The sequence below is a fragment of the Sphaerisporangium sp. NBC_01403 genome (genome assembly GCF_045040145.1).
In the GTDB taxonomy this organism is placed as follows: Bacteria; Actinomycetota; Actinomycetes; order Streptosporangiales; family Streptosporangiaceae; genus Sphaerisporangium; species Sphaerisporangium viridialbum.
Genome location: NZ_CP109534.1, coordinates 4531618 through 4546118 on the forward strand (window position 1 = coordinate 4531618; position 14501 = coordinate 4546118).

The window sequence follows — 14501 nt, forward strand, 5'->3', positions numbered from 1 at the left end:
CCTCCGTACGCGCAGTGCGGCGGAACGTGCAGTGGCCGCTCTGATTGCGGCGGAGGGAAACCCGGATCCCCGGCTCGAACGGGTCAGGGTCGTCCAGTTCGCCCTGTCAGACGGCCGCACAGATCTGGTCTTCAGCGGAACCCGGGACGAGGCGTTGGCCGTGTACCGGGCCGAAGGAGCACCCGCCGTCCGCGCACTGCTCGACAGTCGGGAATACCGACCCGGCACTGCTTGTGTCTCGTGCGCCGTCGCGCCGGTCTGCCCGGCGCTTCCAAGAGCCGCGGGGCTGCTCGGGATAGCTGATCGGAGCCGGCCCCGTCGCAGCTGGTCCTCGACCACCAGCAGGGGGTACCGGAGTTGTCCGGCCCGTAGTTATCTGCGCGGCCTGCGGCTCCCGGTCGACGACATCGCGGAGCGAGGCGCAGCCGTTGAGCGCGGGCGGGCCGTCCATGCCTTCCTCGCCGCGCAACACGGCCGACAGCCGCGCACGCTGTGCAGCCCCGAGATTCCAGCGGACTGGGTACCCGAGGGCTACCAACTCCCCAGCGAGGAGCGGCAACTGGGCGCCGAGTTGCTGCGCCACCACGCCGAGGTATGCCCGCTGCGCACGGCCGGACCGCAGGCGGAGATCCGGACTGAACCCCGGCTGGCGTTCGACGACACTGCAGCTGACCTGCTCGTCCTGGCGGAGCCTGACTTGCTGTACCAGGATGGGAACTCCTGGGTTTGGCGAGAGACCAAGACCTCCGGCAGCGACCGCTCCTGCCGCAACGTGATGACCACCTACCCCCAACTGGCTCTCGCCGTCCGGATCATCGGCGGTGGCGTGCTGCCCGGCCCGCAGGCCAGAGGACGGGTCGAACTTGAAGTGCTGCGCCCCAACGGCGTCGACCTGCGCACCCTCGACCCGTTCGCCCTCACGATCCAGACGACCGCCGAGGCGGTGTTGCGCGAGCAGGTGTCGGGCTGGCACTCCGAGACCCTTTTCGAGGCCGTTCCCGGCCGCGACTGTGCGACCTGCGAGATGGCCAGGTGGTGCTCGGCGCGGCAGATGCAGTCGGCAGGACCGGACGCGGGCCGATGACTAAGCACGAACAGACGGACATCGACCTACTGGTCGCGGTCGCCTGCGGCGTGATCGAATTGACCTCAATAGCCCGGTCGTCGGCATTCCAGCTGCCCTACCCGCCTAGCCTCCAGCTGGCCTTGGATCGCATGGTGTTGGCAGGACTGATCCAGAGCCTGCCAATGCCTGCTGGAGTGCCCGAGTTGTTGCGGTGGTGCCGGGAGCGCAGGCCGACGGAATGGCCGTTGGCACTGCCCAGCGGTTTTCTGACCTCCAACGCCCGCCTGATCCACCCGGCGGCGGGTGAGCCGACCCGGACCTGTGCCGAATTGGCCTCCCTGGGGCCGCACGGCGGCTTGGAACAGAAGGCCGAGACCCTGTTGTCCGAACTGGCCGCCGCCTGCGGCACTGCGGAACGCTTCGCAGCGTGCCGCGACTTCCTGATCCGCCGGGCGGTCATCCTCCGCTTCGACCCAGTGGAGATGCTCCAGCCAGCTGTGGCCCTGACCTGGAGGTTGGTAAAGCAACTCTACGGTTCCGTACCCGACTGTTTCTCAGCCGATGGGCTGGTGCACCGCTGTACCGACTGCGGACTGCTCGCCAAGTCCATGGCGGATGGTCTCTGGTGCGAGGGGGGTTGCCCACAGGGTGACGGCAAGCTCGAAACATCCCATCAGCCCCGACAAGCTCTGGCCTTGCCACTCGCGTTGCGGCTATTCCTAGCGCTCCCCGGCCGCACCGAACTGACCGTTCGCAAGCGGCTCGCGGAGCAACCCCGGCTGCTCCCGCTTGGCTTGGGCGTCCACTACGTCACCGATCGGGATAGAACGCTCCGCGCTTTTCAGGTCCACGATCGAGAACAACCGGCGCCAGCCGCCCTGCAGACGGCGAAGATCGCTGCCCAACTCGGCGAACCGCTGGATGTCGTGGTGCCGGACGACCTGGCGGTGCACCCCTGGTACCGACAGGGTTTCGACCGCGCACTGCCGGTCGATGCACGGGTGCGCCTGCTGTCCGCGAGCGAGTTCACTGCACCGCAGCCGACCAATCGAATGAGGAGAAACAATGCGTAGCACCGTCCAGTCCCTAGGCGAAGTGATCGACCGCCTTTCGGACGCCGCCCCGCAGCTGAAGACCGCTCGGCTGGTCTCATTGTGCGAGATCGAGTTCGGGCTCCTCCTACAGGAGAGGTTCTCCGCCGGCGCGCCGGCGGCGGACGCCTGGACGTTGTTCAGTGGATACCCGTTCGCGCGGGCCCGGGGAGCCGTCGACTTGGTTGAGCAGCAGACCCTCCGCACGGCCCGGCACACGCTGTGGACCTGGGGCCGTCGACTGGCCTGGACCGAGGCACTCCAGGAGTACCAGCGGCTTGACCGCCAGCTGCGAGGTTACGAGGTTGCGGACCCGGACCGGCCGGCCAGCCGGCGCCTATCGCTGTCGGTGGCGCCGGACCGCTGGGAGACCTACGAGCGGCTGCTGCGCGAGGCACCGGCGTTCGCCGGACGGCCCCTTAGGTTCGCGGAGGCTGGCCGACACGCCTTCCCGATCGGCCGACGCCTCACCACCGTCCAGCTGCCCAAGCATGTAACGCCGCCGCCGGTCAGCCACGACCTCGAGGCCCTGCCAGCGAACAGAGGAGAGCCGCTGACCTTCCACCGGGACGAACTGCTGGAGACTGCGGCATTCATGGACTCGATAGAATCCGCAAACTGGGTCGGTCGGCTGAAAGCAATCCATCTTTTTACTCGCCAGGACGATGAGTTTCAATTCGACGACAGGTTCGAGGTGGCGCGGATCCAGCACATGCTGGGCATCGTCGGCGCTGGCAAGAGCACCCTGCGGGACATACTGGCAGTACACCTGGCCCGTCGGGAGCTCCGGGTAACCATCGTCGTCGGAGACGTCGCCGAACAGCTCAAGCTGGTCCAGCTGTACAACATGTACGTTCCCGGGTCGGCCGCTCCAGTGCTCGGTGCATCAGGCCGCCAGGAACACGCGGAGCGGCTGCATCGCCGATTGGTCGGCCGTGGCAAGCGCAACCTGCTTATCCACGACGACCCCGGGTTCGCGTACCTGAGCACGTCCTGCGCCCTGAACGCGCTGCGGCACGCGGACGACCAACTCACCGACGACCTCCTAGGTTTTGGCGAGGCGCCATGCGCCAGGCTGCATCCGCCCAGCCGTCGCGGCGATTACGCGGACGACCCGTGGATGCGGCGCCGGGTAGCCTGTCCGTTCTGGTCCGGCTGTCCCCGCCACCACGGCGCTCGCGAGCTGGTCGGCGCGGCCATCTGGGTCGCCACGTCGGCCAGCCTTGTCGACTCGGCGGTGCCGCACCCGCAGAACCACGAGCGCATCCGCTACCTCGAACTCGCCTGTCGGCGCAGTGACCTGGTGATCGTCGACGAGGCGGACCGGGTCCAGATGCAGTTCGACCGGATGTTTGCGCCTGCCATTCCGCTGATCGGCGGCGGCCCCGACACCCGATCCTTCCTCGACGACGTCAACCAGCACCGCATCCGCGAACTGGCCGGCGCCGGCCGGATCCAGCTGTCCGACCGAGAGGTGGAGAACTGGTCGGCCGCCGTCAACACCACGCAGACCGCAGCCGACCGACTGGTCGCCATGCTGGTGCGCGACGTCGACCTGCGCAGCTGGGTCAGGACCGGGTACTTCAGCGCGTGGACACTCCAACTCCGCTTGCTGGAGGAGCGGTACCCGCTGCCGGAAGACCGCGACGACACGTCGACCAAGGCAGCGGAACCCGACGCCGACCACCCCTACCGGGAGGCGCGACGTCGACTGACCGAGATCCTCGACGCCTTCCGAGAGAACCCGTTCGGTGACCGGCGGCAGCCCACCGAGGACGGCCTCAAGCTCACCGGCCTGCTCGGCGAACTCCTCCATACCAACTACCGAGAGCGTACTCGGAGGCGGCTGGAGGAGGTGCTCTACGACCTGTTCGACCTCGGCCCGCTGCTGGAGCAGACTAACGAGGGCCGGCGACGCTACCAGGAGCTGCGTACCTGCGCCAATGGCGAGCGAACTCAGGCAGCAGGGCGGGACCGGACGAGACACAAGCCGACCAAGCGCCGAAGGAAGGACCGCCTGCCCGAAAGTCCTGACAAATGGCTTGACCTGCTGATGGCCCACTTCGAGTTCACCCTGCTGCTCAGTGCACTGGAGCCCAAACTCGCCCTGATCAACGCCATGTGGCCACGCGTCGCCAAGGCACTCAACCTGGGCTTCAACGAGATGTACCGCAGGCCACTCGACTATGGACCGATGGTGCCCGAAGCGCCCATGGGTAACGTGATCGGTTTCCAATTCCTGATGGACGGTCCGGACCGTGGCGGCATACGCAGCGGAGAGCTGCGCTTCTTCCGGTGCAGCGGAGTCGGCCGGGAACTGCTTAGGGCGATGCCCGACCTCCCCACGATAGACGGCCGCCCCGGCACCAATGTCCTACTGATGTCGGGCAGCAGCTGGGCCGGGCGCTCCAGCCGTTACCACATCTCAGTGCCAATCGGCGTGATCATCGAACCAGCCCCGGAGGAACTGGACCGGATCGCCGAACAGAGCGAGTTTCGCTTCGAGTTCGTCCGCGACGACTGTGAGTGCCGCGCGGGTTGCTCGTGTTATGAGCCTAACGAGGCGCAGCGGCTCTCAGGTGAGCCACTCGACCGGCGAGCGGACATCCTGCGCCGGATGGCCATCGCCCTCGGCAAGGACGACGCTGGAATCAGCCGTCTGCAGGAGGAGTTGAGGCTCCTCCCAGAGAATCGCCGCCACATCCTGCTGCTTGTCGGCAGTTACGAGGAGGCCAAGGTCGTGGCGGACACCCTCCACACCCTCAACACGCGCTGGAAGGGCAGCGTCCGTCGGCTGGTGTCCGACGACGACTCCGACGCCGGTATCTGGTCGGACGATGATGAGCGTCACGCGCCCGTGCTGCGCCGTGGCGACGTCGAGACGCTGTCCACCACCAGTGCCGACGTCCTGGTGGCCCCCCTATTGGCGGTGGAGCGCGGACATAACATCCTCGACCTCGATCGCCGACACGCCGCGATCGGGTCGATCTACTTCCTCGCCCGGCCCAACCCACGTCCCGATGACCTCGGCCTCGCCGTGCACGCGATCAACGACTGGATCGTACGGGCCATCGACGGCGGGGAGTTCGACAGGTGGGTCCAGGGTGAACCCACCTTGGGCCTTGGTGCCCGCAAAGTCAGAGACCTGGCCCGTTCCCAGTGGTACCAAGTACTTGCCAGGAGCATGGCGTGGAGCCGGCTGGGTGATGATCGGGAACAGGTCACCTGGGACCTGCTCGTGCTGATCTGGCAGGTGATAGGCCGCTCCGTGCGCGGTGCCGTGCCCACCCGAGTCGCCTTCGTCGACGCCGCGTTCGCGCCTAACCTGGCCGTCGGCCAGCTGGACACGCCGCAGACCAGCCTCCTGCACAGCATCCATGCCGTACTGGAGCCCTACTTCACCCCGGGCACCTCCAAGGCTGCGGCCGACCGCCACATCGTTCAGGCGCTCTACCGGCCGATGTGGACAGCACTCGACCGCTGCCTCACACAGTCCATCGATGAGAGGAGCACCGCATGTACCACCTGATCAGTATGACCGCATATGAACCGGACCCGGAGGCCATGCCTTGGACTGAGCAGTACCGGGTCATCAGCTTCCCCGAGGAGTTGCGAGCCGGATTCATGGACCTTTACCGCCGACGGTGGCGCCGCCGGGAACAACCGATGGGCTTGCCGATCAGCAAGCTCAACGACCTGCTGCGGGCCACCGCCCCGGGGCTGGTGGCCACCGGCCGCGGAGTCGGCGGCAGTGCCGAGGTGCCCTGGTTCTACGCGTCCGAGGAGATGCCCGCCGAGTTGGTCGCCCCACTGCTGGCCTCCTGGGTGATGACTCTGCCGCCCAGTACCGAATCCGACGCTGAGCGTGTGGCCGATCACCGAGATGCCCTGGACCGGGCGCTGGCGCTGATCGATCAGTGCACCCCGCAGTGGCGGCGTGAGTCTGTAGACCTCACTGCAGCGGAGCTCTCGCCGGGTGGCACAGCCCAGCCCGACCGTAGGCTCTACCATCTGCTGCCCGAGCGGATCGGCGCCATGCTCGCCGCCCGCCCCCTCCATCTCAACGGCGTCGACCTCTCTTTCCGCTTGGTCACCCGCGGCCAAGGGGTCGAGCTTGTCAGCTGGCCACCGCGGATGTACACCCAGGGAAAGCGCACTTGGTACTACTCGGGAGTGGTGACCGTCACCGTCCAGACAGTGCCATTCGCCGCACGGATTCGAGTGCACGTCTCGTACGGGATCCGCCGCTGGGCCACTCGGTCGCCTGTCCAGTTGCCGGAGGGCCGCGGCGCAACCGTTCTGCTCGATACGCCGCTACCGTGGCCAGGCGCCAACGGTTCGCGCCGACGGCTCACCGCCAATTCCTTGGCCTTCGACCGCCGTCTCGGCATGCTCGCTTGGAGCCGGCAGAGCCTCGTCGACCTTCTGCCCAACCTGGATGTGCTGCGCGTCTACCCCGAGCCAGCCGAGCTGATCGCCGAATCGGTCGACTGGCTTGAGGGCCGGGACGGGGTTGCGGCGGGCATCCTGCACAGCACCGCGATGGGCCCGCACGGTGTCGGTACCGGACTCATGCCGCTCGAACGATCACTGCTTGACCGCTGGGTCGAAGATGGCCTTCGACCTCTCTTACGCCGGGTGTCCAACCTCGAACGCGCGCACCGGAAGTCCAAGCCTGCCCTGCTACCCACTGCACAGACGAAGGATTCAGAGAAGCAGGAGACGCGCTCCCGGCAGCGCGTGCAGGCTCGACGCGACGCAGTGCGAGCCGCACTCGATGGACAGCCGCTTCTGGTGGACGTGCTCTGGCAGACCGAAGAGACTCGGGACGAGGTGGTAGCAGCACTCCGTGAGTGGCTGGGCCTCCCACCTGTTCTCGCCAGAGTGGATGGCGACCACGAGTGGCGGGTCGGTGACCTGCGCGTCGCGCTCCGGGCTCGGCCACTCGAGGTTCTGGGCGCACCGCTGGAGATCGACAGGGGATCCGGTCGGTCACGAGCCCAGGCACTGGCCGAAGCCGTGCAGAAACGCGCCACACAACTGGCCTCCCAGCTCAGTCCCCGAACGGCACCGGTGGCGCTGGCGATCGTGGAGACGCTGGGCCCCGAGCGGTTCTTGGCGCAGGACTCCGATCCTAAAAGCGCACTGCGGCACGGTTGCGCCGCAGCAGGCCGGGTCAGCCAGTTCATCGTCGTACCGGAAGACGCCGAGGGGCCCGTCTCCTTGCGCGCCCGCTCCGCGCTAGCTGACGGCATGCGCCAGCTCGGCGCTGTAGTGCCACCCGATCAGCAGCTGGACGAGGAGTTGGCGGACGACCTTCAGTACCTCGCACTCTGGCACGTCCGGCGGCAGGCTAACGGGCCGACCCGCCAGGCCGGACAGCAGTTGGTCGCCCTCCTTATACGCCCACACGATCTGACGCACCCCGTGCGCGGCTGGGACGACGCCCGTAAAGAGTGGGTGCCTTACGCCCAACTGCTGCTCACCCTCGCCACCGGCGGCGCCGCAGCACATACCCGATCAGGTCGGGCCACTGCGACCACAGATGCGCGACGCGACGAGGTCGAGCGCCAGATCAGGTCATTGCTCTACCAGGTGCGCAACCGACCAACCCTACTCCTGGTGAACAGCGGGAACCTACGTGAGGCTTGGCCCGGTCTGAACAACGGGCAGCTGGCCAGGGACATGGTCACTTTCCAGGGGGAGCCGCCCACCCGGCTCGCGCTCTACGGGACGGACCTGCGGATGGTGCTGCTCCGGGACGCCAACAACCGTGGTGAGACGTCCCAGTGGTACGCACCCGGTGAGACCAAGGAGGAGACGCCGGGGTTCTCCGCAGGTCTGTGGGCGGCACAGGACGCAGGCCCGGACCACCGGGTGTTCGTCAGCACCGTCGGCAAGCCGCCGACTGCGGGCACTGTACGGCGAGATCTCCGCAAGTTGGTTTCCGATGATAAGTGGCCACACGGCCCGGCGGCCACGGCCTGGAACCCTCAAGCGCTGGAACTCACCGTGCTGTGCTGCCTGTCCGAGGCAGCTCTAGCGGCCGCTGGGCGCACTGACACGACTCCGGACCGGCCCGCCGTGGTCGCGGCGGCCGTCCACCAGTTGCGTTTCCACGACGAGTACTACCCCCTCTCCCGGCCGCTCCCGCTGCACCTGGCGAAGCTGGCCGAGGAGTATGTCCTGCCGCTCGCCCCGTCCGCGGCTCCGGCGGCCGATCACAACTCCGTGTAGGTAGCGCGGCACCACTACCCCACCTTGTCCAGGCCGTAAATTACGACCGAATGGACGAACACTCCAGCACTCACCCCCCAGCGGCGCCAAGACGATCAGAGGTCGTGCCGGCAGCACAGCATTGGCAGATCCTCATCGAAGAGCCCGACGAGGATCCCGAATTCCGCACCTACACGCAGTTCTACGCCGCCGAGACACGACCGTGGAGGCCCGGCATCCTCGACACCGTACTTCGAGCGGTCGCAGACGACGAGATCAGCAACGTGCTCCTCGGCCCCGCTGGCTGTACCACCCTACGAGGGCGGCGCCGACGTGATCCTGCCCACGCCAGCCGAACGTGGCACCCTCAAGGACCGACACCGCACCTAGCTGTCCATATACCCGTTAGGTCTCTGAAGGACGGAGTGAACCGCGAACAACCAGCGCCGTCGATGCTTGCCACCGGTCACAGGCCAAGGGGCCGGGGAGAGCCGACGAAGTCGAGCGAGGAGCCTGCCACCTGCGTAACACCCTGAGCGCACTTGACTCCAGTTGGCTCCCGAAGATCGGAAAAAGGGCTCCGGAGAAACTCCGAAACCCTTGCCGACCAGCTAAAACCTGGTCGGGACGACAGGATTTGAACCTGCGACCCCTTGACCCCCAGTCAAGTGCGCTACCAAGCTGCGCTACGTCCCGTTGCTCACCTAGGCGAGCGAGAACAACCTTAGCGCAGATCGAGGGGTCGTGCGTACGCCTCCCCCGGCCGTGGTGGCTGGTTCGCCGTACGAGAGTGCCGACCGGGCCGGGGAATGGGTGCCTCAGGGGGTACGCCATGCGATCTCACGGGACTACGCCATGGGATGACGGATGATCAGGGGGCCGGGAACATAGGGCTGTGTCACTGGTGGGGCGATCGAGAGTGGGATGGGCTCATGGGGCGGAAGGCTCATATCGACCGGGAAGAGCTGCGGCGGCTCGTCGCCGCGGGACGGTCCAACGCGGAGCTGGCCGAGCACTTCGGGGTGACCGAGTCGGGGGTCCTGCAGGCCAAGCGGAACGCGGGCCTGGCCAAGCCGATGCTCGACCACAGCAAGGCCATCCCATGGAAGCTGAACCGCGTCCACAACCAGACCGGGCCCGCGACCAACCTCCGGAACCTCTCCGCAATCGCCCAGGGCGGTGACGTGCCGCAGACAAAGATCAACACGGCTCTGCGCTGGGCACAGCGGCTGGTCGACGGTGACCTGGACATCGCCTACGGCCAGGACGAGGGCTTCTACGAGGTGCCCGCCGCCGGCGACTCCCACATCCGGTCCGTCCTGGACGAGGCGCTGGAGAGGCTCTCCCAGCGACGAGACGTCCCTGCGAAAGGAGTGGAAGGAGCGGAAGGGGACGAGGGGTAGCGGCGTACCGTCCGGGGTCGTGACGAACGAGGTGTCGGACCCTTTCGGCAGGGCCGTGAGCGAGCACAGCGTGGACTCGTCCTCGGGGGGTGCCGGGTGGACGGCGGGGTGGTGGGTTCGGGGGTGCCAGGCGGGCGGCCGTGGCGGGTTCGGGGGGTGGTGGGTTCGGAGGGGTGCCTGGCGGGTGGCCGTGGTGGTTTCGGGGGGTGTTGCTTGACCAAACGCATGCGTTGACTCTGTTTTGCGGTCTCCATCTCGGGCAGTCGGGGGGTTACAAAGGCACACATAACCGGAGGCAGACATGACCATCACCTGGGTGGCCGTCGTTGTAGCCGCGGTGGTGGCGATCTTGGCCGTCGGCTACCTCGTGACGCAGCAACAGCGCAGGCGCCGGCTCCAAGAGCGCTTCGGCCCCGAGTACGAGCGGACGCTGAGCGAACGCGACAACCGCCGCGAGGCGGAGCAGGAACTGCTCGAAAGGGAGCAGCGTCACGCGAAGCTGAACATCAGGCCGCTTGCCCCCGAGACCCGATCGACCTATTCGAAGAAGTGGACCGAGGTGCAGGAGCGGTTCGTCGACGCTCCCGGCTTCGCCGTCACCGAGGCGGACCACCTCGTGACCGCCGTCATGGCCGACCGCGGCTACCCCACCGAGGGATTCGAGCAGCAGGTGTCCGACCTGTCGGTGGCCCACGGCCCGACCCTCGACCACTACCGCAAGGCCCACGAGATCAGCAGCCGCGCGGCCAGGCAGGAGGCGTCGACCGAGGAGCTGCGGCAGGCCATGGTGCACTACCGCGCCCTGTTCGAGGAGCTTCTGGAGGACACCGTCGCCTCGAACCACGCCGAGCGGGAGACCGTGGACCCCGGCCACAACGGGATCGTGGACCGCGACGGCCGCGAGGCTCTGGACTCCGGCCACACCGCGACTGTGGACCCTGACCGCCGTGCGGCTCTGGACCCGGACCAGCGGGCGGCGGTCGCCCCCGACCGGGGAACCGTGGACCCTGACGGCCGTGAAGCCGTGGCATCCGATCACAGGGCGGCCGTGAGTCCCGATCAGCGGGGCTCCGTGGACGACAGGCGACTGGCCGAGGACCGTACCGCTCACCGCAACACCCAGGGAGGCTGACCAGCGATGGAATCCTATCGCCGAGACACCACGGACGAACCGCTCCGCGACCCGGAGACCGGCCAGGTTCTGGACCCCGCCGGCACGGCGGACGACCGTACGGACCCGAACGACCTCGACGACCGGAATGACCTCCGTGACCGGAATGACCTCACCGGACCGAACGACCTCCCCGATCGGAACGATCTTCCGGGGCTAGGCGAGGATGAGAGCGACGGCCCGCGGGTGAAGCAGGACGAGCAGGCCGATCTGATCGTGTATCCGGATGAGGCCGACTACCCGACCCGGTCCGACGAAGACGACAGCCTGACGGCCGGCGTACCCGACCTGGAGCCGGAGCCCGTCCTCGCGGCGAGCGAAGGCGTCAACGACAACGACGTGCACGGCACGGCGGGCGCGGGTACTGGATCCATCGACTTCCAGCAGCGCTGGCGCGAGGTCCAGGCCGGCTTCGTCGACGACCCCAGGGACGCCGTCGAGCGGGCCGACCAGCTCGTCGAGGAGGCCGTCACGGCCCTCACCTCGCGCAGGCAGGGGCTCGTCGACCGCTGGAAGAACAGCGACCAGGGTGACACCGAGCAGCTCCGGCTGGCACTGCGCGACTACCGCTCCCTGCTCGAAGAGCTCGTCGGACCGTCCTACTCCACCGCCGGGCACGGAAGCTCCCCGGCTTCACGAGAAGCGAGGTAATCGATGCTTGCCATCGTCGCGGCGATCGTCTTCGGTATCGCCTTCCTCTTCAGCCTCATCGGCACCAGCATCGGCATCTCCACCACGGCGCTGATCGCGCTCGGGCTGTGCCTGCTGGCCCTTCACCAGGCCGGCATCGGCACCTCGACCGTCGGCGGCACCTGGCGCGGGCGTGCCCGCCGCTGACCCAGAGAGCAAGCCGCTGACCCAGAGAGCAAGCCGCCGGCCCACGGACAACCGGTCGCCGGCCCACAGAGAGCAAGCAGAGATGGGGTGTCCAGGATGAACCAGAAGGTACGGGACGTCATGACGCACCGGCCGATCTGCCTGCCCGCCGACGCGTCGGTCTCCAAGGCCGCTCGCCTCATGCGGGACCAGGCCATCGGGGACGTGCTCGTGACCAAGGACGACCGGCTGTGCGGGGTCGTCACCGATCGCGACATCGTCGTACGCGCCGTCGCCGAGGCCCGGGACGCCGAATCGACCCCCCTGGGCGCGCTGTGCAGCTCCGAGCTGGTCACCGTACGGCCCGACCAGAACGCCGACGAGGTCATCCGGCTGATGCGCGAGAAGGCCGTCCGGCGGGTCCCGGTCGTGGACCACGGCCGTCCCGTCGGCATCGTCTCCCTCGGGGACATGGCGCTGGAGCGTGAGCCCTCGTCGCCGCTCTCCGAGATCAGCGGCGCTCCCCCGAACGGCTGAGCCTGCGACGCGCCGGAGCCGCCCCACGGGGCAGTCAGGGCGCGACGCACCGAGAACGCCGTGCCGACCCAACCGGGCCTCGGGTCGCACGGTCTGAGAGGAAGGGCGCCGTCCCACCGGGGCGGCGCCCTTTCGCCTGCCCGCCCGAACCGCCACCTCCCGAAGCATGCCGGACGCACCCGCGGCATCCCGAAGCACGCCGGACCCACCCGCCGCATCCCGAAGCACGCCGGACCTGAAGAGCTAGCCGCCGAACCTGCCCGCTCCCGAGTGGGCCGGAGCGCGTTCGCGGGACGCACGGAAGCCGGAGCGGGCGGCGAGCTCGAACTCCTGGCGGGGGTCCTGCATGGCGCCCAGCGAGACGATCTCGCGCTTGAAGAAGAACCCGAGCGTCCAGTCCACCAGGATGCGGGTCTTCTTGTTGAACGTCGGGATCTTCGACAGGTGGTACGCCCGGTGCAGCAGCCAGGCGGGGAACCCGCGGACCTGGTGCCCGTAGACGTTCGCGACGCCCCGGTAGAGTCCGAGGCTCGCGACCGAGCCGACGCTCTTGTGCACGTACGGCTTGCGCCTCTCGCCGCGCAGGGTGGCGATGAGGTTGTCGGCCAGCCGCCCGGCCTGCCGTACGGCGTGCTGGGCGTTGGGCGCGGTGGTCTCCCCCGGCCTGGTCAGGTCGGGAACCGCGGCGCAGTCACCGGCCGCGAAGGCGAAGGTGGTGCCCTCGACGACGAGGCACGGGTCGACCTTGACCCGATCATGGGAGTCGAGCGGCAGGTCGCCGGATCTGACCAGCGGGTTCGGCTTGACGCCGGCCGTCCACACCAGGGTGTCGGCGTCGAACTCGTCGCCGTCGCTCAGCACGATGTGGTGGTTCTCCGCCGATCTGAGCAGGGTCTCGGTCCGCACCTCGATGCCGCGCCCGCGGAGCTGCTCGGCGGTCCACCGCCCCATCTCCGGGCCGACCTCCGGGAGGATCTTGTCGGTGGCCTCGACGAGCATCCACCGCATGTCCCACGGCTTGATCGCGGGGAAGTAGCGGCACGCCTCGGCGGCCATGTCCTCCAGCTCGGCGAGGGCCTCCACGCCCGCGAAGCCGGCACCCACGAAGACGAACGCCAGCGCCCGCCGCCGTACCCGGTCGTCGGTGGTCGAGGCCACCAGGTCGAGCTGGGCGAGCACGTGGTTGCGCAGGTGGATGGCCTCTTCCAGGGTCTTGAAGCCGATGCCGCACTCGGCGAGGCCGGGGATCGGGAGCGTCCGGGAGACCGAACCGGGCGCGAACACGAGATAGTCGTACTCGAGCCGGCGCCCCGGCCCCCCGTAGGGCTCGAAGTCGGCCGTGCGCGAGGCGAGGTCGACCCTGGTCACCCTGCCGCTGAGGATCTCGCATCTCGGCAGGACGCGGCGCAGGAAGACGACGACGTGCCTCGGCTCCACGCTCCCGGCCGCCGCCTCCGGCAGGAAGGGCTGGTAGGTCATGTAGGAGTCCAGGTCGACCACGGTCACGCGGGCCTCGTCGCGGCGGAGCTTCCTCTGCAGGCGGAGGGCCGTGAACATCCCGACGTAGCCGCCTCCCACGACGAGCACGCGAGGGATTCGCTGAGTCATACCCCGGGACGTACCCCACTGGAGACCGACATACAGAGGTTTGTCAGATCTTGAAGCGCATCACGACATTTGTCCCGTTTGCGCCGGTTCTCAGGATGAGCTTCTTCGCCAGCCGCCTGGCCACCCACAGGCCCATCCCGCTGGTCGAGTAGTCGTGCGGAGCGACCATGCCCGGCGGCTCGCCGGGGATCCAGTGGCCGTCGTCGTGGATGTCGATCAGGAGGTCGCCGCCCTCGCACCACACGCGCACCCGCGCCTTGGCGGCTCCGTGCGTCACGGCGTTCGTGGCGACCTCGTTGACGGCGACCAGGTAGTCGCCGACGTCCCCCTCGACCATGCCCGCCCTGCGGGCTTGGAGGGCGGCGAAGTCTCGAACGTCCGGGAGGTCTCCCACGCAGAACGTCATTTCCCTGACCGCCGCGCCGGACGGGAGCGGCGAAGGGCCGCTCCCGTCCGTGAGGAAGCGGGGAGGAGGGACTTCGTCCTCGTTCACCCGATAACCGCCTCCAAGAGCGATCAGCTTAGGAAAGGTCGCCCTGCACCCTGGGGCCGCCGATTTACACCGACGAAGATACCCCGGGTTGCCGGTCCGT

At 68.1% G+C, this 14501-nt stretch carries 11 protein-coding genes and 1 tRNA gene; 9 read left to right on the forward strand and 3 right to left on the reverse strand.

The genetic code is table 11. The features are described from left to right. The first annotated feature begins 31 nt into the window (after nucleotides 1–31). From OG589_RS20395 to OG589_RS20410, 4 genes are read left to right on the forward strand one after another with little or no spacing between them, the layout of a single operon-like run. Nucleotides 32–1084, forward strand: coding sequence for a PD-(D/E)XK nuclease family protein (locus tag OG589_RS20395; RefSeq protein ID WP_405151305.1), 1053 nt, complete (start codon nucleotides 32–34; stop codon nucleotides 1082–1084). Further along, nucleotides 1081–2139 carry a hypothetical protein gene (locus tag OG589_RS20400; protein WP_405151306.1) on the forward strand — a complete coding sequence of 353 codons (1059 nt, stop codon included), beginning with the start codon at nucleotides 1081–1083 and terminating at the stop codon, nucleotides 2137–2139. Before OG589_RS20395 ends, OG589_RS20400 begins: the two co-directional genes overlap by 4 nt. Further along, the gene (locus tag OG589_RS20405) at nucleotides 2132–5686 is read left to right on the forward strand and encodes a hypothetical protein (protein ID WP_405151308.1); all 3555 of its coding nucleotides are present in this window, start codon (nucleotides 2132–2134) and stop codon (nucleotides 5684–5686) included. Before OG589_RS20400 ends, OG589_RS20405 begins: the two co-directional genes overlap by 8 nt. After that, nucleotides 5674–8394, forward strand: a complete 2721-nt coding sequence (locus OG589_RS20410; RefSeq protein ID WP_405151310.1) for a pPIWI_RE module domain-containing protein — start codon at nucleotides 5674–5676, stop codon at nucleotides 8392–8394. The genes OG589_RS20405 and OG589_RS20410 overlap by 13 nt, the downstream gene beginning before the upstream one ends. A 598-nt stretch (nucleotides 8395–8992) precedes the next feature. On the opposite strand, the gene OG589_RS20415 is transcribed toward OG589_RS20410, so the two are convergent. Beyond that, nucleotides 8993–9069, reverse strand: a tRNA-Pro gene (locus OG589_RS20415). 236 nt (nucleotides 9070–9305) lie between these two features. On the opposite strand from OG589_RS20415, the gene OG589_RS20420 reads away from it, so the two are divergent. The 5 genes from OG589_RS20420 (at nucleotide 9306) to OG589_RS20440 (ending at nucleotide 12300) form a co-directional block, all read left to right on the forward strand. Then, entirely contained in the window at nucleotides 9306–9776 is a 471-nt protein-coding gene (locus OG589_RS20420) for a hypothetical protein (protein ID WP_405151311.1), read from the forward strand. A gap of 301 nt (nucleotides 9777–10077) precedes the next feature. Then, nucleotides 10078–10908, forward strand: a complete 831-nt coding sequence (locus OG589_RS20425) for a hypothetical protein (RefSeq protein WP_405151312.1) — start codon at nucleotides 10078–10080, stop codon at nucleotides 10906–10908. 6 nt (nucleotides 10909–10914) lie between these two features. Further along, nucleotides 10915–11598 (forward strand): hypothetical protein, encoded by a 684-nt coding sequence (locus tag OG589_RS20430; protein WP_405151313.1) that lies wholly within the window; start codon nucleotides 10915–10917, stop codon nucleotides 11596–11598. 3 nt (nucleotides 11599–11601) lie between these two features. Next, nucleotides 11602–11784 carry a hypothetical protein gene (locus tag OG589_RS20435; protein ID WP_405151315.1) on the forward strand — a complete coding sequence of 61 codons (183 nt, stop codon included), beginning with the start codon at nucleotides 11602–11604 and terminating at the stop codon, nucleotides 11782–11784. Between the two features lie 96 nt (nucleotides 11785–11880). Beyond that, nucleotides 11881–12300, forward strand: a complete 420-nt coding sequence (locus OG589_RS20440) for a CBS domain-containing protein (protein WP_405151317.1) — start codon at nucleotides 11881–11883, stop codon at nucleotides 12298–12300. Nucleotides 12301–12543: 243 nt separating this feature from the next. Here OG589_RS20440 and OG589_RS20445 read toward each other — a convergent pair whose 3' ends face one another. After that, nucleotides 12544–13908 (reverse strand): NAD(P)/FAD-dependent oxidoreductase, encoded by a 1365-nt coding sequence (locus OG589_RS20445; protein ID WP_405151319.1) that lies wholly within the window; start codon nucleotides 13906–13908, stop codon nucleotides 12544–12546. 43 nt (nucleotides 13909–13951) lie between these two features. Then, nucleotides 13952–14401, reverse strand: a complete 450-nt coding sequence (locus OG589_RS20450; protein WP_405151320.1) for an ATP-binding protein — start codon at nucleotides 14399–14401, stop codon at nucleotides 13952–13954. Between the last annotated feature and the right edge of the window lie 100 nt (nucleotides 14402–14501).

Bases quoted from the DNA above. Each gene is read 5' to 3' on its own strand.
- OG589_RS20430 (WP_405151313.1), top strand. From the start codon at position 10,915: ATGGAATCCTATCGCCGAGACACCACGGACGAACCGCTCCGCGACCCG.
- OG589_RS20440 (WP_405151317.1), top strand. From the start codon at position 11,881: ATGAACCAGAAGGTACGGGACGTCATGACGCACCGGCCGATCTGCCTG.
- OG589_RS20435 (WP_405151315.1), top strand. From the start codon at position 11,602: ATGCTTGCCATCGTCGCGGCGATCGTCTTCGGTATCGCCTTCCTCTTC.
- OG589_RS20445 (WP_405151319.1), bottom strand. From the start codon at position 13,908: ATGACTCAGCGAATCCCTCGCGTGCTCGTCGTGGGAGGCGGCTACGTC.
- OG589_RS20405 (WP_405151308.1), top strand. From the start codon at position 2,132: ATGCGTAGCACCGTCCAGTCCCTAGGCGAAGTGATCGACCGCCTTTCG.
- OG589_RS20410 (WP_405151310.1), top strand. From the start codon at position 5,674: ATGTACCACCTGATCAGTATGACCGCATATGAACCGGACCCGGAGGCC.
- OG589_RS20425 (WP_405151312.1), top strand. From the start codon at position 10,078: ATGACCATCACCTGGGTGGCCGTCGTTGTAGCCGCGGTGGTGGCGATC.
- OG589_RS20400 (WP_405151306.1), top strand. From the start codon at position 1,081: ATGACTAAGCACGAACAGACGGACATCGACCTACTGGTCGCGGTCGCC.
- OG589_RS20420 (WP_405151311.1), top strand. From the start codon at position 9,306: ATGGGGCGGAAGGCTCATATCGACCGGGAAGAGCTGCGGCGGCTCGTC.